Genomic DNA, 22,945 nt, shown 5'->3' with positions numbered 1-22,945 from the left:
GACGGCAAGGTAAAATTCGAACATCAGAAAATGCCCGGCCTCGACCGGGCATTTTCTTTTCGTACTGTCGATAAAGGAGCCTAGCTCAGCAGCCAGGCCCAGAAGCTGACCGTGAAGACGCCGAAGGCGGTGGTAATGCTGATCACCGAAGCGGCAAGGCTGTGGCCGGACCGGAAGCGCTGGGCGATCAGCCAGGCATTGATGCCGGTCGGCACCGAGGACGTCAGCACCAGCGCCGCCGACCAGTCGCGCGGCAGGCCCATCAGATGGGTGATGGTGAAGACCATTGCCGGCAGGAGCAGCAGTTTCAAAGCGGCAGAGGTGGCCGAAAGGCCGATATCGCCCCGGATCGGGTAGCGGGTCAGCGCCATGCCGATCGAGATCAGCGCCACCGGACTTGCAGCAGCGGCGAGCTGGTTGACGACGATGCCGATCGCCGGCGTCATGGTGATGCCGGAAAGATTGAAGATCACGCCGGCCAGCAGGCCGATTACCAGCGGGTTGCGGGCGAGATTGGAGCCGACCTGTTTCAGGACCGCGCCGACACCGCGCTTCTCGCCGCCATCCACCTTGGCGGCCGCACTTTCCATCAGGATCGTGCCGATCACCATCATCAACGGCAGGTGGATCGCGAGTAGAATGGAAATCGCCACCAGCCCGTCCTTGCCGACCATGTGGTCGACCAGCGGCAGGCCGATGAAGACGTTGTTGGCGAAGGAGCCTGACATGCCGGTAATGACGCCCATTTTCGCATCGCGCTTGAAAAGGCGGGTGGCGACCAGATGACCAACGGTCCAGGTGACCGCCACGCCGGCGAAATAGGCTCCCCAAAGACGGAACGGCGAGACACCTTCGAAATGCGCATCCGCGAGCGTGCGAAAGATCAGCATCGGCACGGCGATTTTGAAGACGAATTCGCCAAGCGCGTCGCCGGTCTCCTGTTTGAGGATTCCGGTTTTCGCCATCACCCAGCCGATCAGGATCAGGACGAAGACGGGCACGACATTCACGAAGACGGAGGACAAAAGGGCAGGCTTTCGCTGGAGGCAGGCGGAATGGTCCTTATGCGCTTATCGCATGTCAAACTGCCATACAAATGCGATTACAGCAGGGGAGGTGGCCCGATCCCAGGATGCTCGGCCTATCAGGATATGAGCTTTGAAAATACGTCGCGCGGGCCAAAAAGCCGGCAACAAAAAAGCGGGGCGAAATCCCCGCTTTCCCACCTGGTCTCGTCCAGGACATCCGGAGGTCGGCCGCCAGTTCATCCGTGGTCGGCAACACAACCGGATCGAGGATGTATATAACCCTGGATCGTGACAGGCAAATGACGGCATTCGCAACCCTTGACGGAAGCCCTTGTTTTGTGGGGTTTCGGTTATTTTTGCTTCCAATCGGTTTCAATCCGGAATACCGGTTGCTCACTTGAAAACGCTCCCCAAAGGATGATGACCGAATGCCCAAATTCGACGTGCTGACGATCGGTAATGCCATCGTGGATATTCTTGCCCGTTGCGATGACAGCTTCCTCAGTGAAAACGCCATCATCAAGGGTGCGATGAACCTGATCGATGCCGAGCGCGCCGAACTTCTCTATTCGAAGATGGGTCCGGCCGTCGAAGCATCCGGTGGCTCGGCCGGCAATACGGCGGCCGGCATTGCCGGCTTCGGCGCCAAGGCCGCCTATTTCGGCAAGGTGGCGGAAGACCAGCTCGGCGGCATTTTCCAGCACGATATCCGTGCCCAGGGCGTTCACTACCAGACCAAGCCGGAAGGCAACAATCCGCCGACCGCCCGTTCGATGATCTTCGTCACTCCGGATGGCGAGCGTTCGATGAATACCTATCTCGGCGCCTGCGTCGATCTCGGCCCGGAACATGTCGAGGAGGACGTCGTCGCCGAAGCCAAGGTCACCTATTTCGAAGGTTATCTCTGGGATCCGCCGCGCGCCAAGGAAGCCATCCGCGAAGCCGCCCGCATCGCCCATGAGCATGGCCGCGAAGTCTCCATGACGCTCTCCGACCCGTTCTGCGTCGGCCGTTACCGCGACGAATTCCTCGACCTGATGCGCTCCGGCACGGTCGATATCGTTTTCGCCAACAAGCAGGAAGCTCTTTCCCTCTATGAGACGGAAGACTTCGAACTGGCGCTTTCGAAGATCTCCAAGGATTGCAAACTGGCCGCCGTGACGCTCAGCGAAGAAGGCGCGATCATCGTTCGCGGCGACGAGCGTGTGAAGATTGCCGCCTATCCGATCAAGGAACTGGTCGACACGACCGGCGCCGGCGATCTCTTCGCCTCCGGTTTCCTTTATGGCTATACGCAGGGCAAGTCGCTCGAAGTGTCCGGCAAGCTCGGTTGCCTCGCCGCCGCCATCTGCATCCAGCAGATCGGCCCGCGCCCGATGGCCTCGCTGTCGGAAGCCGCCAAGAAGGAAGGCCTCATCTGAGGCATTTGAAGGGTGAGGCGATATGAGCCTCGCCACTCTCTCGACGTCATCCTCGGCCTTGTGCCGAGGATCTAAGCCATTTCCACAAATTCGACGTGGACAGATGCTCGGGACATCCTCGGGTTAACCCCGAGGACCAGCATGACTGCGGAGTAGGTGGAAAGCCAGGCCGCCTTACTTGAACGCCTCACCGGGATAAGCACCCCAGATCTCGCCCTGGGCAACCCAGCCCTCGGCACCGCCGGCATCAGCGCGGCACCAGTCGCCATTGCACTCGGTCACGCGGATCACGACGCCAGGCTCGAGCTTGGCGACGACTGCTGCCGTGCCCTGCGGGTCGCGGCGCAAGTTGACGAAAATGTCCTTGCCCTTGGTACGCATCCAGGGAGCGGCCACCGCCGTGCGCTCGCCGGAAAGCAGCGCCTGGTTGACCCACCCCTCGGTGCCGTCGGAATCGCGGACACGGCGCCAGTTCTCGTATTCCTGGATGATCTCCATCGGCGTGCCGGCCTTCATATACATCCAGGAAACCGGATAATCGGTGCTGGGGCCGATACGGATATTGACCTTGCGGGATTTCAGGCTGACGAAGCGGGGCAGCGGCAGCCCGCTGGCGCCCTTGCCGGCGCCCTGCGCGATCGCCGGCATTGAGGCGGACAAGCTGATGGCAAGTGCGAAAGACGCTGCAAGAAGAGAACGAATGATGAAGCGACGCATGGGTGTGGTTCCGGCTGAAGGATCAAGTGCGCCACGCGGACCCTCGCGAGGTTTTGTTTGTCTTCGCCGACGGGTCTGGTAGAAAACGCCCTGGATGAACTGAATATCGCGCGACTTGGTTAAGGACCTCCTAAAAAGGTATTGAGACGGCGAAGCTCATGACTGCAAAGAAGAAGCCCAGGGTCTATCTGACGCGCAAACTGCCGGATGCGGTGGAAACCCGCATGCGCGAACTGTTCGAGACCGAACTCAATATCGACGACACGCCCCGCTCGCGCGAGGAATTGATCGCCGCCTTCAGAACGGCCGACGTGCTGGTGCCGACCGTGACCGACCGGATCGACGAGGCCATGATCAACGAGGCGGGGCCGCAGCTGAAACTGATTGCCAGCTTCTCGAATGGTTTCGACCATATCGATGTCGATGCGGCCGCGAAGAAGGGCATCACCGTCACCAATACGCCGAACGTTCTGACCGAAGACACCGCCGACATGACCGTGGCGCTGATCCTGGCCGTCAATCGCCGGGTGGCCGAAGGTTCGCGCATCCTCACCGACAAGCCGGGCGAATGGGACGGCTGGAGCCCGACCTGGATGCTCGGCCGCCGCATCTGGGGCAAGCGCATCGGCATCGTCGGCATGGGCCGCATCGGCACCGCGGTCGCCCGTCGCGCCAAGGCATTCGGCCTGTCGATCCATTATCACAACCGCAAGCGCGTCAATCCGGCGACGGAAGAAGAGCTGGAGGCGACCTATTGGGACAGCCTCGATCAGATGCTCGCCCGTGTCGACATCGTCTCCGTCAACTGCCCCTCGACGCCGGCGACTTTCCATCTTCTCTCGGCCCGCCGGCTGGCGCTGATGCAGCCGACCTCAATCATCGTCAACACCGCCCGCGGCGATATCATCGACGAGGCGGCGATGATCCAGCTGCTGCGCGACCACAAGATCGCCGGCGCCGGTCTCGACGTCTACCAGAACGAACCGGCCGTGAATCCGAAGCTCGTGAAACTCGCCAAGGAAGGCCACGTGACGCTTCTGCCGCACATGGGCTCGGCGACGATCGAGGGCCGCATCGACATGGGCGACAAGGTGATCATCAACATCCGCACCTTCTTCGACGGCCACCGCCCGCCGAACCGGGTTCTGCCGGGACGGAATTGATCAGGACAGCCGCTTCTGCATCTCGATCGAGGTGATGCGGGTAAAGCCGGCATGCGAATTTTCGGCCGTCTTTTCGAACCCCCAGCGGGCGAAGGTCGCATGATTGGCGGTAAGCTCGATACGGGTTTCGAGCCTCAGCACGGGTAACCCTTTTTCCCGAGCAACCTCTTCAGCAAACGACAGCAGCTTGCGGCCGATGCCCTTGCCCTGCCACGCCGGTGAAATCGCGAGTTTGCCGATATAAAGGAAACCGGGCTCCGGTTTGCAGAACACGCAACCGGCCAGCTTGCCTTCTTCCAAGGCTGCGAAGGCAACTTCGTCGCGGGCTTTCTGCGCCAGCGACATCAAGGTCAGCCGATGCGCGGAAGACGGCGGGTCGATCACCCCGTCCATATAGGCGAAGGAGGACAGGATCAGCGCCAGAAGCTCGTCCCACCGGCCGAAGCGCTCATCGATGCGAATGATCTCGATCATGAATGCCCGGTTATTCCGCCGCTGCTTTGGCCGCGCGCCGCTTGTATCTGATCGTGTCGAACCGGGCGGAGAGCGAATCGTAGAGCATCAGCCGGCCGATCAGCGGTTCGCCGATGCCGGTGATCAGCTTGATCGCCTCCATCGCCATCAGCGTGCCGATCACGCCCGTCAGCGCGCCGACCACGCCTGTCTCAGCGCAGGCCGGAATCAGGCCCTCCGGCGGCTTTTCCGGAAAGAGGTCGCGATAGGTCGGGTTCAACGCGCCGCTCGGACCGGCCTCATAGGGTTTGAGCACCGTCACGGAACCATCGAACCGGCCGACAGCCCCGGTCACCAGTGGAATCTTGGCGACCTCGGCGGCATCGGCGGCGGCATAACGCGTATCGAAATTGTCCGACCCGTCGATCAGCAGATCGAAGCGGCTGAGATGGCGCGAAGCCCAGTCGAGTGAAAAACGCTCCTCGAAATCGACGACGCGCACATGCGGATTGAGCCGCGCGATCGCCTCGCGGGCGCTCTTCGTCTTCATCTCGCCGATCGTGCCGGTATCGTGGATCACCTGCCGCTGCAGGTTGGAGAGCGAAACTTGGTCGTCGTCAGCAATGCCGATCGTGCCGACGCCGGCCGCCGCCAGATATTCGAGCACCGGCGCTCCGAGCCCGCCGGCACCGATCACCAGCACACGGGCATTCTTCATCTTCTGCTGCCCCGTGCCGCCGATTTCCGGCAGCAGGATATGGCGGCGGTAACGTTCGATCTCTTCGCGGGTGAGGGTGTCCATGAGGGGAGCATAGCACTGGGGAGGGGAGTGGGTAAGGTGGATTTGAGCAGCCGACCGCATTCCGTACGCCGTAAGCTGCCCCTCATCCGCCTGCCGGCACCTTCTCCCCGTTCTGACGGGGAGAAGGAAACATGCCGCATCGTCTCCAAACCTCATGAGCGCCGAGTGGGGCAAGTTCCCTCTCCCCGCATGCGGGGAGAGGGTTAGGGTGAGGGGCTAAACCGCGCTGCTGTTTGCCGAAGAAACATTCGCGCTTTATTCCCGTTCCGCGATCCCACCATGCGACACCGTAAAAAACTGTGCCCGCTCCGCCAGCGCCGAAAACATGTGCCGGTCCGTTCCCGTCATGAACGACTGCCCGCCCAACCCATGCACCAGATCGAACAGCGCTGCCCGGCGACCTTCGTCCAGATGCGCGGCGATCTCATCGAGCAGCAGGACGGGCGCAAAGCCGGTCATGTCGGCGGTCAGCCGCGCATGGGCGAGGATCAGGCCGATCAGTAGCGCCTTCTGCTCGCCGGTCGAGCAGCGTTCCGCCTCCATGTCCTTCTCGCGATGGCGGACAAGGAGATCGGATCGATGCGGTCCGTCGAGCGTGCGGCCTGCGCCGGCATCGCGGGGCCTGCCGGTCCGCAGCATCTCCAGGTATTCGTCCTCAAGATCGGCGGCAGGCCGGTCCATACCGCCGTCCATGAAACCTTCGAGCGCCAGAACCGGCGTGGGAAACGGTGTTTCGCCGGTGCCGGCGGAAAGCGTCCTGAGCAACCCCAGCATCTCGTGCCGCGCGGCGGCCATGGCGATGCCGAGCCCCGCCATCTGTGCCTCGATGGCCGAAAGCCAGGCCGGATCGAAACGGCCTTCGGACAATAGCCGGTTGCGGCTCCGCATGGCCCGTTCGAAATCGCCGGCGCGGCGGCCATGCGCCGGGTCGAGCGACAGGACGAGGCGGTCGAGAAAACGACGGCGGTCGGAGGATGAGCCGGTGAACAGCCCGTCCATGGCCGGTGTCAGCCACAGCACGGCGAGATGATCGGAAAGCTCTTCCGTGGATTTTGCTGGCGTGCCGTTCAGCCTCAGCTTGCGCGACACGGTTTCGCCGTCGCTGGGCTCGATGCCGGTGCCGATCGCCACTTCGCCGTCCATCCCGTCGAGATCGGCGAAGATCGTGAAACGGCCGTCCGAACCGACGCGGGGAATATCGGTCAGCACCGCGCGGCGAAGGCCACGGCCGGGCGAAAGAAAGGAGACGGCTTCGAGCAGGTTCGTCTTGCCGGCGCCGTTTTCGCCGGTCAGCACCACGTGCCGGCCGTCGAGCTTCAGCGACGCCTCCGCATAATTGCGGAAATCGGTGAGTTTCAGCCGGGAGAGGGAGGTCTTCTGCGCCATCATGAATCGTGTTTCTGTTGAAACAGGAGCTAAGGATTCCGGGAGCGGAAGGCAAGTTTTTCGATCCATATGCCGACGGATAGGAACCGCTTCGGGGCAAATCGGTTCTTCTTCCGAAGACGGCCGGCATCGGACAGGGTTCGAGCCGAACCACACGAATTTAAGCTTGCCCGAAATAAACGGCCACTTTTCAAATAAGTGTCGTACGTTGGGTGTAGGGCCACGCATGAAAGGATGCATTCATGCGCAGAGAACTATCCATTCCCGATGCAGTCGCCGATCCGCTGATCGCCCAGCTTCGGCGGGCCGATGGCATTTCGGATCAGGCATTCGCTATGTTCCTGCTGGATGCCGCTGACGCCTATCGCGCCGGTGCGATTTCGAAACTGCACCGCCGTCGCGTCGATCTCTTCTACAAGACCATTGGTGCCGGGCTTCTGGACCTGCCGCATGCGCCGAAGGTCACCGAATGGCGGTTTCAGGGCAGCACATCCGAATGGTAGCTCGCCCGTCCGACAGCAAATTATAATTACTGAAAAAATAGGAGTCATGGCTAACAACCCGTTAAAGCTTCGCGCCTAGAAAGAGGTGTGAAGCCACCCGTGTTGCAATGAAGCAGGTCGTGCGTGGAAATATTTCTCATCGGAGGACATCCATGACTGACCAGACCAACCGGGCCGATCTCAACGAACGCCTTGATTTCATCGGGCTCGGAGAGGAACAGCGCCGGCACCTGGCGGAAATCCGTCCGGTCCTCAAGGAAGCAGTCGGCCCGACGCTGGACGCCTTCTACAAGAAGATAAAAGTAACCTCCCACACCGCGAAATTTTTCCCCACCGATGCCGTCATCTCGCATGCGAAGAGCAAGCAGGCGCAGCACTGGGATGTCATTGCCTCGGGCAAATACGATACGAACTATGTTGATAATGTTTCCGCCATCGGCCGCACCCATGCCCGCCTCGGGCTGGAGCCGCGCTGGTATATCGGCGGTTATGCCATGGTGCTCGACGGCATCATCCGCGCCGTCGTCAAGAAGGAGCTGACCGGCTTTTTCCAGGAGAAGAAGGCCAAGGGCCTTTCCGATCACCTGAGCGCCGTGGTGAAGGCTGCCCTCCTCGATATGGACTATGCCATCTCCGTTTATCTGGAAGCGCTGAATGCCGAGCGCGACCGCGTCGAAGGCGAGCGCCACAAGGCGCAGGCCGAGCAGGAAGCCGCACTCAACGCTTTCGACGGCGCCCTGAAGAACCTTGCGGATGGCGACCTCACCTCCGAACTCTGGCAACAGCTGGCGCCGAACTTCGCCAAGCTACAGCAGAACTACAATTCTTCCGTCGGCGAGCTGGATGCCGCCATGCGCGAGATCAACAGCTCCGTCGACCAAGTCCGCGCCGAGGCCGGCGGCATTTCGTCCGCGGCCGACAACATGGCCAAGCGCACCGAACAGCAGGCTTCGGCCCTCGAGCAGACCGCTGCCGCTCTGGAAGAAATCACCACGATTTCCACCCAGTCGGCGCAGCGCACCCGCGAAGTGCAGACAATCGTCCGTGAATCGGCGGCGGAAACCGTCCGTTCCGGCCAGGTCGTACAGCAGGCGGTCACCGCCATGGGTGATATCGAACAATCTTCGCAGAAGATGACCCAGATCATCGAGGCGATCGATGATATCGCCTTCCAGACCAACCTGCTTGCGCTGAATGCCGGCGTCGAAGCGGCGCGTGCCGGCGAACAGGGCAAGGGTTTTGCTGTCGTCGCCCAGGAAGTCCGTGAGCTGGCTCAGCGTTCCGCCGCCGCCGCCAAGGAGATCAAGGAACTGATCGACCAGTCGTCCGCCGACGTGCATCGCGGCGTCGAGTTCGTCAACAAGACGGGGCAGGCACTTGCCGGCATCGGCGCCCGGGTGAAGTCGATCGACGAGCATATTTCCTCGATCGCCCAGTCAGCACAGGAGCAGGCGTCCGGCATAGAAGAGATCAACTCGGCGATCCGCAGCATGGACCAGATCACCCAGCAGAATGCGGCCCTGATGGAAGAGACCAACGCCTCGACCCAGAGCCTCGTCGGCATCAGCAGCCGTCTCTCTTCGCTGCTCGCCCGCTTCAAGACCAAGGGCGCCGCTCGCGAAGTCCGCACCGAGCGTCCGCGCCTCAGGGCCTGATCGCTCCCGTCAAACATGGACCGGGCGGTTCTCGTCGGTTAATGTCGCCGCTTCTTGGAGAGGAGCCGCACATGACCGACAAGGACCGCCCTTCCTTTATCCGCCACTGGACAGAGGTCGAGAAGCCGGAAGAGGGCCATTATCGCAATGACGACGAGCTTTTGGGCTTTGGTGCGCCGCTCGCCCGTCATTTCGGCCTGACCCGGATCGGCATCCATCACGAACGCCTGCCGCCTGGCCGCCGCTCCTCCTTTCCGCATGCCGAAGAGCTAGAAGAGGAATTCGTCTATGTGTTGGAAGGCAATCCGGATGTCTGGCTGGATGGCAAGCTCCATCCGCTGAAACCGGGTGATTCCGTCGGTTTTCCCGCCGGTACCGGCATTGCCCATACGTTCATCAACAACACGGATCAGGATGTCCGCATTCTTGTCGTCGGCGAGGCGAACAACAAGGAAAACCGCATCTTCTATCCCAAACACCTCGAGATGAAAGCGATCCGTTCCGACTGGTGGGACAATCCGCCGGAGCGTCCGCTGGGCGACCACGACGGCATGTCGGACCGGGTGAGGGAATGGAAGGCCAAAAAGGCAGGCAAGGAAAACGACAGTGAGTGACGAAGTTCGACTGGTGAAGCTCGAAGAGCTTGCCGCCCATCAGGCCAAGGTGATCGAGGAATTGTCGGATCAGCTGGCCGAACAGTGGAAGGTCGTCGAGCAGACCCGCGCCAAGCTCGACCGGCTGACCGAGCGGTTTCTGACGCTGGAAGAGTCATCGCTGGATGCCCCGGCGATTACCAGGCCTCCGCATTACTGATTTTACGCAACGGCCCTGCGGAACTGCCTCAGCGCCACATATTCCCATAGCGCCACGACGAACAGCACCGTCGTGGCGATGACCTGCGTCACGAAATTGGCGACATAGGGCACCAGCAGGAAGCTGGCGACCAAGGCCAGAATGCCGGCGCAATGCGACCAGGGCAGGAAGCGCGACGACACGGTCTTCATCCAGATCATCCCTCCAAGGAACAGGATCGGCCCGCCGATCAGCGCCAATGCCTGGTTTATCGAGCCGCGTTCCTCTGGATGCGACAGGGCGAAATCTTCGCCCACAGCGGTCAGAATGATGCCGGCGACAATCGGCAGATGACCATAGGTGAAGAGATGTTGCGCCGTCGTCTGCGGCTCGGATGTCTCCTCCGCCTTGTCGGAAGCCTGCTCCTGTCCGTCGTGGAAATACAGCCACCACATCAGGACTGTCGAAAGGAAGGCGCAGAACAGGACGAGAGGGCTGCCGGTGACGTCGAGATGCGCCGAGGCGTTCTTGCCGGTCGTCAGGATTGTCTCGCCGAGAGCGATGATGACGAAAAGCGCACAGCGTTCTGCCAGATGTTCGCCGTTGATATCGAGCGTCTCCGCCGGTGCGGCACCCAGTACCGGCAGCCGATAACGCAGCATTGGTCCGGCATATTCGATGACAAGCGCCGCGACCCAGAGGATGACCCGCATCTCGCGCTCCGCCAGCCCGCCGGCAATCCACAGTGCTGCCGACAGCGTGAGCCAGATGGTGATGCGCAGGAATGTTCGATAGGAACCGCTATCCGTCTCCCGGAAGGCGTAAAGCGCAAAAAGCGAACGGGTGAGCTGCATGGCCGCATAGGCAAGCGCGAAGATCAGCCCCATGTCGGTAAAGGCCTTGGGCAGCGCGATGGACAGTACGATGCCGAAGAACATCAGCGCAAACAGCAGCAGCCGCACCGGCACGATTTCCGCATCGAGCAGGTTGGTCACCCAGGTCGTGTGGATCCACACCCACCAGAGCACGAAGATGAACAGCAGCGCTTCCGCTGCGATGCCAAACGTAAAATCGGCGGCCAGCGCCTCCGAAAGCTGGATCAGTGCGAAGACGAAAACGAGGTCGAAGAAAAGCTCCGGAAAGCTCGCCTTGGTCGAATCCTGATCGTCTTTGCGAAGCCAGTGCTGTTTGCTGTCGGTCATGGAAGCTTTCGGCCAATGCGCCCGAACCCTATCTAGGGCGCTTCGCCGGAAAACCGAGAGCTGCCGGGCCTCAAGCCTTGACGCTATTTGCGAATTGTCTTGCGACGCGGCGAAGCTCGTCCTCCTTGATGTCGAGCCGGTCGGTCAGGAGACGATGCCATGCAAAGCTCGCGATGAGCTCCATCGCCTGGCCCGGGTCGATCCAATCCGCCGCTTCGCCGCGCTTTTGTGCACGACGAAATATCTCGCCCCCCTGCCGATAACGATCCGCCATATAGGCTCCAAGCGCGTGGCAGGCGTCGGGATTGGTCTGGGCCTCGGCGATAACGGAGCGGAACACGGCTCCCCCGCTTTCGGTTCGCCAGAAGTTGAGCAGGCCATGGAGAACCTGGAAAATATCGCCCTCGACGCTGCCGGTATCGGGAGCGATATCGACGTATTTCTGGCGATGATAGACATCGAGAAGCAGCATGGTTTTCGAAGGCCACCAGCGATAGATGGTCGGCTTGCCGGCACGCGCCCGGCGGGCGACAGCCTCGATCGAGAAGGCTCCCAGGCCGCCTTCGACCAGGATTTCCTCGGCGGCCTGGAGAATGGCTTCCTGGCTCTGCGGATTCCGCTGGGCACCGATCGACGTCCGACGGATTTCCTGTGCCTTCTCCTTCATCATGTCCTCTTGCGTAAACTTTTTCACGGCCTAGCACGGATCCGGCTTGAATGAAACGGACCGTTTCGATATATGACCTCAATCGAAACGGTCCGTTCTTATGGAGGCCCGCATGACTGATCCGACTTCTATCGATATTGAAGATGACACTTCTGAGCTGGACTTGCTGCCGATACCGGTTCTGCAACCCAATCCTTCCAGGCTGCGACTGGCCATGTTGCTCGTCATCGCTGTCTATCCGCTGATCACCACGCTTTTGTATATTCTCACGCCGCTGACGGACGGTTGGGCCGTCTGGCACCGGACGCTGCTCATCGCTCCGATCATGGTTGGATCCATCGTTTTTCTCGTTTCGCCGACGATCCAGAAACATTTCGGCTGGTACGTGGCCCGCCTGCCGCGCCCTGTGCGCCGAGAAGGTTGACCAGCGTCAAACGATGTGGCGGAAAGGTTGCTAGGAGAGTTGTAGCCATTTTCCGCAACCGACAGGTCAACCGTGACGCCGCTTCAATTCACCCTCGCCATTTTGCTTCTTCTCGGTACGCCAGGCCCCACCAACACGTTGATGGCGCTTGGCGGTTATGAGCGTGGCTGGGTGAGGGCGCTGCCGCTGATCCTCGGCGAACTCGGTGGCTACCTGCTGGTCATCGTGCCGGTCGCGACACTTGCCGCCCCCTTCTTCGAAACCTATCCGCAGGCCTCGCTGTGGGCAAAGCTCGTTGCCGGAGGCTGGGTTCTCTATCTGAGCTATGGTCTCTGGACAGCGGATCGCAAGGCGGGCAGACCTGCAGAAATTTCGGTCCGTCAGGTCTTCGTCACGACAATGCTGAACCCCAAGGCGTTGATCATCGCCCTCGTCATCATGCCGCATGTTGGGCTGATAGAGCTTGTGCCGTGGCTCGGGTTGTTTGTCGCGCTGGTTCTGCTTGCCGCAAACGGCTGGATCGCTTTCGGCAGCCTGATGCGGCGGACCGAACGTTTCGAGATCAAGCCGGTGCTTGTGCAGCGTATTGCAGCGGCGTGCCTTCTGCTTTTCGCGATGATCCTCGCCAGTTCGTCGATCCAGTCGCTGGCCTGATTTCCTTCCAGCGGTCAATAAAAAGCCGCCCGCAACGATCTGATGCGGGCGGCTGTGGTCATTCAAATCGACAAAACTCAGTTATCGAAGAATTCCTTCATCCGGGCAAAGAAGCCCGTCGATTCCGGGTTGTTGTCCTTCGAAGACAGCTGCTCGAATTCCTGCAGCAGTTCGCGCTGCCGCTTGGTAAGTTTCTGCGGTGTCTCGATCTGGATCTGGATATAGAGGTCACCCGTCTGCGACGAGCGCAGCACCGGCATGCCCTTGCCCTTCAGACGGAACTGTTTTCCTGCCTGCGTGCCTTCCGGCACGGTCACGCGGGATTTGGTCGAGTCGAGGGTCGCTACATCGAACGTGCCGCCAAGCGCGGCCGTCGTCATGGAGATCGGCACGGCGCAATAAAGGTCCGCTCCGTCGCGCTGGAAGAACTGGTGCGGCTTGACCGACAGGAAGATGTAAAGGTCTCCCGCAGGTCCGCCGCGTGCGCCGGCTTCGCCTTCGCCTTGCAGGCGAATGCGGGTGCCGTCTTCGATGCCGGCCGGAATGTTGACCGACAGCGAGCGCTCTTCCGTGACGCGGCCCTGGCCGTGGCACTTGGTGCAGGGATCGGTAATCGTCTGGCCGCGGCCGTGGCAGGTCGGGCAGGTACGTTCAACCGAGAAGAAACCCTGGGAAGCACGCACACGGCCAGAACCCTGGCAGGTGCCGCAGGTCTTCGGCTGCGTACCGGGCTTGGCGCCCGAACCGGAACAGACGTCGCAGGTGATCGAGGTCGGAACCCGGATCTGCGCGGTCTTGCCGGCAAACGCCTCTTCCAGCGTGATTTCCATATTGTAGCGAAGATCGGCGCCGCGTTCGCGACCGCCGGACGAACGGCGGGCACGTCCGCCACCCATCATCTCGCCAAAGATGTCTTCGAAGATGTCGGAGAAACCGCCGGCGCCTGCACCGGAGAAACCGCCACCGCCGCCCATGCCGCCCTGCTCGAAGGCAGCGTGGCCGAACCGGTCGTAGGCCGCCCGCTTCTGCGGGTCCTTCAGCGTCTCGTAAGCCTCGTTCAGTTCCTTGAACTTCTTCTCGGCTTCCGCGTCGCCCGGATTCTTGTCCGGATGGTATTTCATGGCGAGCTTGCGGAAGGCGCTTTTCAGCTCCTTCTCGTCAGCCGTTTTGCCGACACCCAGCGTTTCGTAAAAGTCTGCTTTAGCCATGGTGGTCAAGCGGCTCCAGAAAAGATTCCGGCTGCACAATGGCAGCCGGATAACTCAATCAACTATGGTCGAGGTCCTGTCATCAGGCAACCGGCTATCAGGCGGACTTCTTGTCGTCCTTGACTTCTTCGTAGTCGGCATCGACGATATCGTCGTCCTTGCCGCCTTCGGAGCCACCTTCGGCCTGCTGGGCTTCATAGATGGCCTGGCCGAGCTTCATGGAGACTTCCATCAGCGTCTGGGTCTTGGCCTGGATGTCGTCGGCATCCGGCTCGGAAGCTTCGACAGAGGTCTTCAGCGCTGCGATGGCATCTTCGATCGCCTTGCGGTCGGTCTCGGAAACCTTGTCGCCATATTCGTTCAACGACTTCTCGCTGGAGTGAATGAGGCTTTCGGCCTGGTTCTTGGCTTCGACGCCGGCGCGACGCTTCTTGTCGGCTTCGGCATTGGCTTCAGCATCCTTGACCATCTTCTCGATGTCGGCGTCGGAAAGGCCACCGGATGCCTGGATCCGGATCTGCTGTTCCTTGCCGGTGCCCTTGTCCTTGGCCGAAACCTGGACGATGCCGTTGGCGTCGATGTCGAACGTGACTTCGATCTGCGGCATGCCGCGCGGTGCCGGCGGCAGGCCGACGAGGTCGAACTGGCCGAGCAGCTTGTTGTCGGCCGCCATTTCGCGTTCGCCCTGCGAGACGCGGATCGTCACGGCCTGCTGGTTGTCGTCAGCGGTCGAGAAGGTCTGCGACTTCTTGGTCGGGATCGTCGTGTTGCGGTCGATCAGGCGGGTGAAGACGCCACCGAGCGTTTCGATGCCGAGCGACAGCGGGGTCACGTCGAGCAGCAGAACGTCCTTGACGTCGCCCTGCAGAACGCCGCCCTGGATCGCGGCGCCCATGGCGACGACTTCATCCGGGTTGACGCCCTTGTGCGGCTCCTTGCCGAACAGCTGCTTGACGACTTCCTGCACCTTCGGCATGCGGCTCATGCCGCCGACGAGAACGACTTCGTCGATCTCGGCAGCCGTTACGCCGGCATCCTTGAGGGCTGCCTTGCACGGCGCGACGGTACGCTGGACGAGATCGTCGACCAGGCTTTCGAACTTGGCGCGGGTCAGCTTCAGCGTCAGGTGCTTCGGACCGGAAGCGTCAGCCGTGATGAACGGCAGGTTGATTTCGGTCTGCTGCGAGGACGACAGTTCGATCTTCGCCTTTTCGGCAGCTTCCTTGAGGCGCTGCAGGGCGAGCTTGTCGTTCTTCAGGTCGATGCCTTGATCCTTCTTGAACTCGTTGGCAAGATATTCGACGAGACGCATGTCGAAGTCTTCGCCGCCGAGGAAGGTGTCGCCGTTGGTCGACTTCACTTCGAAGACGCCGTCGCCGATTTCCAGAACCGAGATATCGAAGGTGCCGCCGCCAAGGTCGTAGACGGCGATCGTCTTGCCGTCCTTCTTGTCGAGGCCATAAGCGAGTGCAGCAGCAGTCGGCTCGTTGATGATGCGGAGAACTTCAAGACCGGCGATGCGGCCGGCATCCTTAGTTGCCTGGCGCTGCGCGTCGTTGAAGTATGCCGGAACGGTGATGACGGCCTTTTCGACCTTTTCACCGAGGTAGGATTCGGCGGTTTCCTTCATCTTCTGAAGGATCATCGCGGAAACCTGTGCGGGGGAATAGTTCTTGCCCTGGGCCTTGACCCATGCATCGCCATTGTCGCCCTTGACGATATCGAACGGGACGAGACCCTTGTCCTTTTCAACCGTCGGATCTTCGTAGCGGCGGCCAATGAGGCGCTTCACGGCGAAGAGGGTGTTGGTCGGGTTGGTCACGGCCTGGCGCTTGGCCGGCTGGCCGACAAGGCGTTCGCCGTCATCGGAAAATGCGACCATGGACGGCGTGGTGCGTGCGCCTTCGGCGTTCTCGATGACCTTCGCATCCTTGCCGTCCATGATGGAGACGCAGGAATTGGTGGTTCCGAGGTCGATGCCAATTACTTTTGCCATTTCTTCTCTCTCCTTTAAGCGAACCGTCTGAACCCCTTGAAGGCGATCTTTTGGCGGTTCCTCGACTGGGATGGTTTCGCAGCATCGGCTGCGGCTATGCGGCGTATATAAGGACGGGATTTTCCGACTGCAAGGCGAGAAATCGCCTGTAACTCAGCAAATATAACAGTTTGAAGGATCTCTTACGGGAACAATTTTACGGGCCGGTTTATTAGCTGCTTCACTGGCCCGTCAGGATATCGAAAAGCGTGGTCTGTCGGCGCTCCTGGCGGGAGCCGTAGACGCCGACATCGCCGGGCGGCAAAGGACCTCCACCGACGTCTCCCGGGGGGATCGGCGCAGCGGAATCGTAGGGGCCTTTATATTGCCTGTAGTCCCGCGGACCATTGCCGACATCGGCCGGCGGGATCATGCCGGCAGGGGGGCGGCGATAATCGGCGGGAGGCTGCGTATTGCGGACCGGCTGTTGCTGGGCCGGGGCCGGATTGTTGTAGATCGGCTGGCTGCCATTGACCGGTTGGCGCGGCAAAGGCGCCCGGTCGACCGAGGCTGAATCCTGGGAGGGAGGCCGCGGCGCGGGCGGATAGTCCGGCGGGATTTCGTCCTGTGCCCTGCGGCTCGAACCAGGAAAAATGCCGGAAATGATATCGCCGATCGTTGTCTGCGGCGCCTGCTCCACAGGCGCTGTCGGCGGGGGCAGGTCGAGCCCGCGGCCGGTGCCGAACAACGGTGTCGGCGTATAACCCTTCATCGCCGCAGTCATATATTCTTTCCAGGCCTTGGCCGGCAGGCCGCCGCCGGTGACCTTTTTCATGAAGGCGCCGTCATCGTTGCCGAACCAGACGCCCGTCGTCATGATGCTGGTATAACCGACGAACAGCGCGTCGCGGAAGGAATTGGTCGTGCCGGACTTGCCGGCGGCCTGCCAGCCGTCGAGCCTTGCGGCGCGGCCGGTGCCTTCGTTGATGACGCGGTTCATCATGCCGTTCATTGTTGCCGCCACCGGCTCGCTCAAGACGCGCGGCGGGTTGGCGTAGTCGGCCTCGTAGAGAACCTTGCCGTCCGGATCGATGATGCGCTTGACGATATGCGGAGTGGCCTTGTAGCCGCCGTTCATGAAGGCGGCATAGGCGGATGTCAGCTCGACCAGCGAGACTTCCGACGTGCCGAGCGCGATCGACGCATTCGGCTGGATTTCGGAATCGACGCCGAGCCGGTGCGCCAGGCTGACGACCTTGTCCGGACCGACCTGCATCACGAGCTGTGCGGCGATCGTGTTGAGCGACTGGGCGAAGGCGGAAGCGATCGTCACCGGCCCGCGATATTTCTCGTCGAAATTCTCCGGCGACCAGTTGCCGAACTTGACCGGCGCATCGTTCATCACCGTGTCAGGCCGCGCGCCGGCTTCCAGCGCTGCGGCATACACGAACGGCTTAAAGGCCGAGCCCGGCTGGCGCTTGGCTTTGAAGGCGCGATTGAACTGGCTGGTGGCATAATCTCGGCCGCCGACGACGGCACGGATCGCACCCGTCGCATCGACGGAGACGAGGGCGGCCTGCGAAGCGTTCAGCTTGCCGCCTTCCTTCTTCAGCACGTCGTTCAGCGACTTCTCGGCCGCCTCTTCGAGTTTCAGATCGATCGTCGTCTCGACGGTCACGTCCGTCTTCGGCTCGCCGATCAGGGCCTTTACCTCGTCGACGACCATGTCGGCGGCATAATGCTGCGCGCCGGTCCAGTAGCTCTTGGCCTTGGCCGGCGGCTGCGACATGGCCGTTTTCAGGTCGCTGTCGGTGATATAGCCTTCTTCGCGCATCGTGCCGAGCACGACCTGGGCGCGGGCTTCCGCCGCGGCCGGATCGCGGGCCGGCGACAGGCGGGAAGGAGCTTTCAGCAGACCGGCCAGCGTCGCCGCCTCGCCGAGATTCACGTCACGCGCCGACTTGTTGAAATAACGCCGGGAGGCGGCTTCGACGCCGTAGGCATTCGAACCGAAGAACACCCGGTTCAGATACATGGCGAGGATCTGGTCCTTGGTAAACTTGTGTTCCAGCCAGAAGGACAGGAGCACTTCCTGAATCTTGCGCTCGAACGTGCGGTCCGGCGACAGGAACAGGTTCTTGGCCAGCTGCTGGGTGATCGTCGAACCGCCCTGGATCGGCTGGCCGGTGATGTTGTTGACGAAGGCGCGCGCCAGGCCGAGCGGATCGACACCGAAATGCGAATAGAAACGCCGGTCCTCGATGCCGATCACCGCCTGCGGCAGATAGGGCGACATCTCCTCGAGCGCCAAAGCCTCGCCGCCGGTCGTGCCGCGATTGGCGACGACAGATCCGTCGATCGCGGTGATCTTCATGTTGGGTGGCCGGTCGGGAATGGCCCAGGTGCTGGCGGCCGGCATTCTGGCGCCATAATAAAGCACGAGGCCGCCGACACCGATCGCGCCCCATATACCGAGCACGACGCACCAGTAGATCAGCCGGCGCACAGGCGCAAAGAAACCGCCGCCGCCACTGTCGCGGCGCCGTTTCGGCGGTTTTCCACGCGGTGCGCGGGGTGTGCCTTGAGATGATTGGGAGCGAGATGATTGCGAGCGCTGCCGGCCCTCGGAGCGATCCTCGCGATCGTCATCCTCGTCGTATTCGACGCGGGTGGAGCGTTTGCCAGGACGGCCGTTGCCGACGATGCGCTCATCGGCGTCGAGACGGAATTCGTCCTTTGGCCGCGAGCCTTCGAAGGATGGTTCGACGCGTCTGTCTGATCTGCCCCTGGCTGCCATATAGACTGGCTGACCCCCGTTACTCAGCTGATTGTTCCGCCTGAGGACAGGCGGTTACTCGAATTTCCGCCGCCCTGAAAAGCATGCGCGCGAATGGAGCGGTCTTTGCAGGCCGACTTCATAGACAGACAAGACTTGAATGTACCGCCAGCCTTCGCTGGACTCTAAATGCGGCGATTTAAGGAGGGGTAAAGGCAAGGTTACTCCGGGCGTTTGCTTGAACTGCTTGACTTCCATTCCTATTTATGAGAACAAAAGAAGAACAAAGGAGTTTCGCATGACCAGAGCCGAACAGGTTATCGAACGCGCCATGGCAACCGTTGCAGCATCCCGCGCTGCCCGCGAGGCTGAAGCGGCGCGCCGGCGTGAAATCTTCCAGAAGATCCAGATCGCCAGCCAGCGAAAGCCCAATATTCCGAAAGGGATTCAGCTTTCGCTCGATCTTCATTAGAATTTCGTAACAAAGCTTGAAAATCAGGCGGTTCGCGTTGACAAACGGCAATATTCCTTCACCTTAAAAAAATCCGATTTGCGTGGAACATATGGAGGATGTTCTGCGTTTGAGCGGATTCCACCTTGGAGGAGGGGAAGGACATGAACAAGATCGTTGAAGCCGTGATCCGTAGCGGTGATCAGTTCGTACCGGTTGGGCTTGTCAGCGTGAAGCAAGCACTCGAAATGCCGGAAAAGCCGCCGTTTCAATTCAGTCATCCGGCTTACGAAGCTGGAAAGACCAATATCTTCGTGAGCCGCGAGGCCCTTTCGAAGCTGATGTAGTCGGCTCGTGAAGACCGGCTGCAACAGAAGACTTGCCGATACACGAAAAGCAAACGCGAATTCGTGATTTCGGTTTGATCCTGTTGAAGGTTACCTTTGCGTTGCAACCACAGCGAAAGGAGAATGACATGAAGACATTTCTCGTAATCGCCACCGTGTTTGGCATGACCTCTTCCGCAGCCCTTGCGGACTGCGCCGGTCATGTCACGGCATCCGCCGGGGTGGACAAGGAAATCACCACGGCCAGCATCGCAACTCCGGCTACGGAGAAGCGCAACGGGGAAGCGACGGTTCTGAAGAGTGATCGGCTGCCAGGACAGACCCCTGCTGAGGCCGAAGCCACCGAATAATTCCTTTAGCTCCCGCGCTGGTCCCGCCGGCGCGGGCACGCTTCGACAAGCGTGCGCCTCTTGAGGCCCACGGAACCTCCCGTTCCGCTTCGGGTTGTCTTCTGCAGCAAAAGGAGATGACCATGTGCAGCAAAAGGAGATGACCATGGCGAAAAAATCTCTCTCGACAGGTTTTACAGGCGATGTCGCACCGGAAACAGGTGTTGCCGCGAAGGCTCGTTCCGCGGTGCACCGTGTGAAGGATGAGGCGGGCTTGGTTGCTGCGCATGCAGTGGATCATCGCGCTGCGACAGGTTCGGCTGTGGCTGTCATCGGTCTCGCAGGGCTTGCCATAGGATATCTCCTCGGCGTTGCCTCCGCTTCCCGTCCGCGCCGCGGATATTATTGAACCTTCCCCTGAAACGGCGGAACCCAGTCCGGCCTCGGTCGTTGGACTGATGAACCTTCAACGTGAAAAGGAGACGAGGATGCCCAATCGAGATCCGCTCCCCGATCCCAATGCAGATACGCCGCGCGGCCCCCAGCCGGAGGGTGGTATTCCGGATCGCACCCAGGAAAAGCCGCCACTGACCCCCGCCCAGGATACCGGCGACAGCAAGAACCCGCAGGACCCGACACTCGATCCTGCCCTGCTGCCCGTTGGTGATCCTGCCGGAATGGCTTAAACCGAATGAAATCAAGCCGATTGCCGGTTTGAAAGAGCCACGCGCCGCCCCCGAGCGGCGCGTGCTGCTAGGTAGCTCTACCTACGGATCCACCCCAATATTACACCCCTTCTAAGTTGTTATTGCCAATTTATTAGGACAGTCTCACACTGCAGCCCTCTGGATAGCAAAGCCCGTAAGTTCAGGCTTCCGGTCAGGCCGGCACAAGTCTTCGACACTAGACAGCCGACGGAAGTTTTCGGTTTTGAAACTGCCGGCTAGGATTGGATGCCGGTAAATAACCGATCGGGCACTATATGATCGGGAGGGTTATATGCCTACGCAATTGGTCCGCAATCCTGTACACCCCGAGCAGCTCACGCTGCTACAGCAGGTCTTTGACCAGACCTGTGCTGAAAATCACATCGACAAGGCGAGCCCCGATGCCGAGGCGCTCGCGCTCATTCTGGTGAACTCCCTGCAGAAGGGGTCCGACGACAAGGAAAAGCTCGCCAACCTGGCGCAGACACTCGTCGGAAGCTTATAAGTTCGAAGGAACCTATCCGGCCTTCAAAAGTTGAACGATCTCTCGATCAACACATGGAGACCGGCATGGCAGAGCCCATCAGAAACCTGAAAACCTCTACGCAGTCAGCAGCATCGTCCTTCGATCACGAGCCGAGCGAAAACTTCAACTCTGAGATCGCGACGCTTCGCTCCGAGATCGCCAGCTTGCGCGAACTCGTCGCTGAAAAGACCGGCATTGCCTATGACAAGGTTGCCGAAAGCGCCAGCAATGCCGCAACCTATGTGCAGCACGAAGCCTCTTCCGTCGCAGGCACCATCCGCGAACATCCCGCTGCCACCACGACGCTCTTTACGCTGATCGGTGCCGTAGGCTTTGCAATCGGTTATGTCGTCGCAACCGCGTCCGCCGACAGCAAGCAGGCCTGGTATCAGCGTTATCTGAACGACCGTTTCTGATCCGCTGCCGGCAGGCAAGATTTGAAACTTCGGAATTGAAGGCACGCGGCCGGTGGCCCTGCGTGCCTTTAACCGTTTTGGGCGGTTGCTGCGGAATCCTGCGCGACGTCAATCCAGGTCGCGCCGGTAAGGTCCGCCATCCTCTCGGGTTGGATGCGAACCGCAGCATTGGTGGCGCCCGCCGCCGGTACGACTTCATTGAACTTCTTCAGGGAAATATCGCAATAAACGGGCAGGGGCGTTGCGAGGCCGAAAGGGCAGACCCCGCCGACAGGATGGCTGGTCATCGCCACCACCTCTTCGCCGCCCAGCATGCGCGGCTTCGGGCCGAAGCGGTCGCGGAATTTACGATTGTCCAGCCGGCTTGTTCCGGACATTACCACCAGCATGGTTTCTTCGCCCGCCCTCAGGCAGATCGTCTTGGCGATCTGGTCAGGCTCCACGCCATGAGCTTCTGCGGCCAGCGGCACGGTCGCCGAACTCAGTTCGGTGACGATAACGTCGATATCGGGGGCATGGGTGGCGAAAAAGGCGCGGACGGATTCAAGGCTCATGGCGTGGAAGATGCCGCAGGAAGCAGCCGGCCGCAAGCGCGAGAAATAGCTATGCAAAAATTGCAATGCTGCACTGCGATATTTTGGCTGTTTTTTAAGCTTTGATCCTGTATAACCAAATCATCGCAAGGCGCACTCCTCCTCCCAGCGCCTCCGATCAGACCAACAACACCTCCTCCTCCCAGTTGTTGGTCATTTTTAGAAGCCCGGCGCACCTCCTCCCGCGCCGGGCTTTCTGCTTTCCAGATCTGTTGCGGATATATCCGCATGCCAAGCGATTTTGCGGCGGTTCGGGTGAAGGAAATCAAACGATGCGCGTCGGCTAAGCCGGGACGTTCAAGGCGCTTAGACCTTAGTATTTCATTAACCTCGCGAATTCGCCACCACCTTGACGACTGTCATGTCAGGCACTAAATCCCAAGCTATCGATATTTGTTTGATAGCCAGCACTACGCACCTTCGGGCGCATGCGACGATCTCTCTTCAAATACGAAACTTCAACGTTCCAAACCATCAGGGGCGGAATAGTCATATTTGTTAGAAAAAGGTGTCGTTATGGCAACTGGTAGTGTAAAGTGGTTCAACGCAACCAAGGGTTACGGCTTCATTCAGCCGGACGACGGTTCGCAGGACGTTTTCGTTCACATTTCGGCTGTTGAGCGCGCTGGCCTCGGCCAGCTCAAGGACGGTCAGAAGATCTCCTACGAACTGGTAACCGACAAGCGTTCGGGCAAGGCTTCGGCCGACCGTCTGCAGAGCGCCTGATACAAAGGGAGTTCCAACCCGGAT

At 60.5% G+C, this 22,945-nt stretch carries 27 protein-coding genes; 16 read left to right on the top strand and 11 right to left on the bottom strand.

All coding sequences use genetic code 11. The features are described from left to right. Positions 1-80 precede the first annotated feature (80 nt). Positions 81-1,025, bottom strand: coding sequence for an AEC family transporter (locus KX729_RS19375; RefSeq protein ID WP_219744115.1), 945 nt, complete (start codon positions 1,023-1,025; stop codon positions 81-83). Positions 1,026-1,456: 431 nt separating this feature from the next. On the opposite strand from KX729_RS19375, the gene KX729_RS19370 reads away from it, so the two are divergent. Next, the gene (locus KX729_RS19370) at positions 1,457-2,449 is read left to right on the top strand and encodes an adenosine kinase (RefSeq protein ID WP_219744114.1); all 993 of its coding nucleotides are present in this window, start codon (positions 1,457-1,459) and stop codon (positions 2,447-2,449) included. A 174-nt stretch (positions 2,450-2,623) separates the two neighbouring features. Here the strand turns inward: KX729_RS19370 and KX729_RS19365 are convergent, their stop codons facing one another. Then, a complete protein-coding gene (locus KX729_RS19365) occupies positions 2,624-3,166 on the bottom strand; it encodes an SH3 domain-containing protein (protein ID WP_219744113.1) in 543 nt (180 codons plus the stop codon). A 158-nt stretch (positions 3,167-3,324) separates the two neighbouring features. Between KX729_RS19365 and KX729_RS19360 the strand changes: the two genes are divergently transcribed. Beyond that, the gene (locus KX729_RS19360; protein WP_219744112.1) at positions 3,325-4,329 is read left to right on the top strand and encodes a 2-hydroxyacid dehydrogenase; all 1,005 of its coding nucleotides are present in this window, start codon (positions 3,325-3,327) and stop codon (positions 4,327-4,329) included. Here the strand turns inward: KX729_RS19360 and KX729_RS19355 are convergent, their stop codons facing one another. The 3 genes from KX729_RS19355 to recF all read right to left on the bottom strand — a co-directional run bounded on the left by KX729_RS19355 (position 4,330) and on the right by recF (position 6,970). Continuing rightward, a complete protein-coding gene (locus KX729_RS19355) occupies positions 4,330-4,803 on the bottom strand; it encodes a GNAT family N-acetyltransferase (protein WP_219744111.1) in 474 nt (157 codons plus the stop codon). Between the two features lie 10 nt (positions 4,804-4,813). Further along, positions 4,814-5,584 carry a molybdopterin-synthase adenylyltransferase MoeB gene (locus KX729_RS19350; protein ID WP_219744110.1) on the bottom strand — a complete coding sequence of 257 codons (771 nt, stop codon included), beginning with the start codon at positions 5,582-5,584 and terminating at the stop codon, positions 4,814-4,816. A gap of 255 nt (positions 5,585-5,839) precedes the next feature. After that, positions 5,840-6,970 carry a DNA replication/repair protein RecF gene (gene recF, locus KX729_RS19345; RefSeq protein WP_219744109.1) on the bottom strand — a complete coding sequence of 377 codons (1,131 nt, stop codon included), beginning with the start codon at positions 6,968-6,970 and terminating at the stop codon, positions 5,840-5,842. A 242-nt stretch (positions 6,971-7,212) separates the two neighbouring features. On the opposite strand from recF, the gene KX729_RS19340 reads away from it, so the two are divergent. The 4 genes from KX729_RS19340 to KX729_RS19325 all read left to right on the top strand — a co-directional run bounded on the left by KX729_RS19340 (position 7,213) and on the right by KX729_RS19325 (position 9,941). Beyond that, a complete protein-coding gene (locus KX729_RS19340; protein ID WP_219744108.1) occupies positions 7,213-7,473 on the top strand; it encodes a hypothetical protein in 261 nt (86 codons plus the stop codon). Between the two features lie 152 nt (positions 7,474-7,625). Further along, on the top strand, positions 7,626-9,128 hold the full coding sequence (locus KX729_RS19335; RefSeq protein ID WP_219744107.1) for a globin-coupled sensor protein: 1,503 nt from the start codon (positions 7,626-7,628) through the stop codon (positions 9,126-9,128). Between the two features lie 71 nt (positions 9,129-9,199). After that, positions 9,200-9,742: a cupin domain-containing protein gene (locus KX729_RS19330; RefSeq protein WP_219744106.1), complete on the top strand. Its 543-nt coding sequence runs from the start codon at positions 9,200-9,202 to the stop codon at positions 9,740-9,742. After that, positions 9,735-9,941: a SlyX family protein gene (locus KX729_RS19325; RefSeq protein WP_219744105.1), complete on the top strand. Its 207-nt coding sequence runs from the start codon at positions 9,735-9,737 to the stop codon at positions 9,939-9,941. The genes KX729_RS19330 and KX729_RS19325 overlap by 8 nt, the downstream gene beginning before the upstream one ends. A gap of 2 nt (positions 9,942-9,943) precedes the next feature. Here KX729_RS19325 and KX729_RS19320 read toward each other — a convergent pair whose 3' ends face one another. Both KX729_RS19320 and KX729_RS19315 read right to left on the bottom strand, forming a co-directional pair. Further along, on the bottom strand, positions 9,944-11,122 hold the full coding sequence (locus KX729_RS19320; protein WP_219744104.1) for a low temperature requirement protein A: 1,179 nt from the start codon (positions 11,120-11,122) through the stop codon (positions 9,944-9,946). Positions 11,123-11,192: 70 nt separating this feature from the next. After that, positions 11,193-11,789 (bottom strand): TetR/AcrR family transcriptional regulator, encoded by a 597-nt coding sequence (locus KX729_RS19315; protein ID WP_219744103.1) that lies wholly within the window; start codon positions 11,787-11,789, stop codon positions 11,193-11,195. Positions 11,790-11,901: 112 nt separating this feature from the next. Between KX729_RS19315 and KX729_RS19310 the strand changes: the two genes are divergently transcribed. Together KX729_RS19310 and KX729_RS19305 are read left to right on the top strand one after the other, a co-directional pair. Beyond that, positions 11,902-12,213 carry a putative antibiotic biosynthesis monooxygenase gene (locus tag KX729_RS19310; protein WP_246617694.1) on the top strand — a complete coding sequence of 104 codons (312 nt, stop codon included), beginning with the start codon at positions 11,902-11,904 and terminating at the stop codon, positions 12,211-12,213. 72 nt (positions 12,214-12,285) lie between these two features. Beyond that, the gene (locus KX729_RS19305) at positions 12,286-12,867 is read left to right on the top strand and encodes a LysE family translocator (RefSeq protein WP_219744102.1); all 582 of its coding nucleotides are present in this window, start codon (positions 12,286-12,288) and stop codon (positions 12,865-12,867) included. 77 nt (positions 12,868-12,944) lie between these two features. Here KX729_RS19305 and dnaJ read toward each other — a convergent pair whose 3' ends face one another. From dnaJ to KX729_RS19290, 3 genes are all read right to left on the bottom strand, one after another. After that, the gene (gene dnaJ, locus KX729_RS19300; RefSeq protein ID WP_219744101.1) at positions 12,945-14,075 is read right to left on the bottom strand and encodes a molecular chaperone DnaJ; all 1,131 of its coding nucleotides are present in this window, start codon (positions 14,073-14,075) and stop codon (positions 12,945-12,947) included. Positions 14,076-14,172: 97 nt separating this feature from the next. Continuing rightward, complete coding sequence (gene dnaK, locus KX729_RS19295; protein ID WP_219744100.1) at positions 14,173-16,071, bottom strand: molecular chaperone DnaK; 1,899 nt, start codon at positions 16,069-16,071, stop codon at positions 14,173-14,175. Between the two features lie 220 nt (positions 16,072-16,291). Beyond that, entirely contained in the window at positions 16,292-18,847 is a 2,556-nt protein-coding gene (locus tag KX729_RS19290) for a transglycosylase domain-containing protein (RefSeq protein ID WP_219744099.1), read from the bottom strand. A 277-nt stretch (positions 18,848-19,124) separates the two neighbouring features. Between KX729_RS19290 and KX729_RS19285 the strand changes: the two genes are divergently transcribed. The 7 genes from KX729_RS19285 (at position 19,125) to KX729_RS19255 (ending at position 21,602) form a co-directional block, all read left to right on the top strand. Continuing rightward, positions 19,125-19,298 (top strand): hypothetical protein, encoded by a 174-nt coding sequence (locus tag KX729_RS19285; RefSeq protein WP_219744098.1) that lies wholly within the window; start codon positions 19,125-19,127, stop codon positions 19,296-19,298. A gap of 143 nt (positions 19,299-19,441) precedes the next feature. Beyond that, the gene (locus KX729_RS19280; protein WP_219744097.1) at positions 19,442-19,624 is read left to right on the top strand and encodes a hypothetical protein; all 183 of its coding nucleotides are present in this window, start codon (positions 19,442-19,444) and stop codon (positions 19,622-19,624) included. Positions 19,625-19,752: 128 nt separating this feature from the next. Next, a complete protein-coding gene (locus KX729_RS19275; RefSeq protein ID WP_219744096.1) occupies positions 19,753-19,974 on the top strand; it encodes a hypothetical protein in 222 nt (73 codons plus the stop codon). Between the two features lie 145 nt (positions 19,975-20,119). After that, positions 20,120-20,362, top strand: a complete 243-nt coding sequence (locus KX729_RS19270) for a hypothetical protein (protein WP_219744095.1) — start codon at positions 20,120-20,122, stop codon at positions 20,360-20,362. A 79-nt stretch (positions 20,363-20,441) separates the two neighbouring features. Then, on the top strand, positions 20,442-20,639 hold the full coding sequence (locus KX729_RS19265) for a hypothetical protein (protein ID WP_219744094.1): 198 nt from the start codon (positions 20,442-20,444) through the stop codon (positions 20,637-20,639). A 313-nt stretch (positions 20,640-20,952) separates the two neighbouring features. Further along, positions 20,953-21,165, top strand: a complete 213-nt coding sequence (locus KX729_RS19260) for a hypothetical protein (RefSeq protein ID WP_219744093.1) — start codon at positions 20,953-20,955, stop codon at positions 21,163-21,165. Between the two features lie 65 nt (positions 21,166-21,230). Continuing rightward, on the top strand, positions 21,231-21,602 hold the full coding sequence (locus KX729_RS19255) for a hypothetical protein (RefSeq protein ID WP_219744092.1): 372 nt from the start codon (positions 21,231-21,233) through the stop codon (positions 21,600-21,602). Positions 21,603-21,670: 68 nt separating this feature from the next. On the opposite strand, the gene KX729_RS19250 is transcribed toward KX729_RS19255, so the two are convergent. Beyond that, entirely contained in the window at positions 21,671-22,156 is a 486-nt protein-coding gene (locus KX729_RS19250) for a YbaK/EbsC family protein (protein WP_219744267.1), read from the bottom strand. 555 nt (positions 22,157-22,711) lie between these two features. Between KX729_RS19250 and KX729_RS19245 the strand changes: the two genes are divergently transcribed. Beyond that, entirely contained in the window at positions 22,712-22,921 is a 210-nt protein-coding gene (locus tag KX729_RS19245) for a cold-shock protein (protein ID WP_219744091.1), read from the top strand. Positions 22,922-22,945: the final 24 nt, after the last annotated feature.

This window comes from Neorhizobium populisoli (assembly GCF_019430945.1).
GTDB lineage: Bacteria > Pseudomonadota > Alphaproteobacteria > Rhizobiales > Rhizobiaceae > Neorhizobium > Neorhizobium populisoli.
The sequence above is the reverse complement of the archived record's forward strand: the minus strand, read 5'-3'. Positions and strand labels throughout refer to the sequence as shown.